At 45.1% G+C, this 204-nt stretch carries 1 pseudogene; it reads right to left on the bottom strand.

What is annotated here, in order from left to right:
* Nucleotides 1-204, bottom strand: a pseudogene (locus tag MMY95_RS15855) (IS1182 family transposase); the annotation flags it as partial.

The raw sequence follows: 204 nt of genomic DNA, 5'->3' as shown, positions 1-204 counted from the left end.
CGTTGTAGGCAGGTTTTAATTGACCGTTTTGCATCGGATCTTCCTTGACCCGCATAAAGGTGGCATCGTGATCCGTCTTAGAGTAGCTGTTACGTTGATCATAAATAGCTTGCTGTGCTTGGTGTTCACGCATTTTATCACGTCGTTTATCCAACTTACGTTTTTGTGATTTAACAGTCCGGCGTTGCTGTTTGGCTGGGTTCG

Origin of the sequence: Lactiplantibacillus sp. ME-2 (assembly GCF_022549155.1) — a bacterium.
Classification (GTDB): Bacteria; Bacillota; Bacilli; order Lactobacillales; family Lactobacillaceae; genus Lactiplantibacillus; species Lactiplantibacillus plantarum.
Note: the sequence above shows the minus strand (reverse complement) of the source record. Positions and strands in the feature narration are given on the sequence as shown.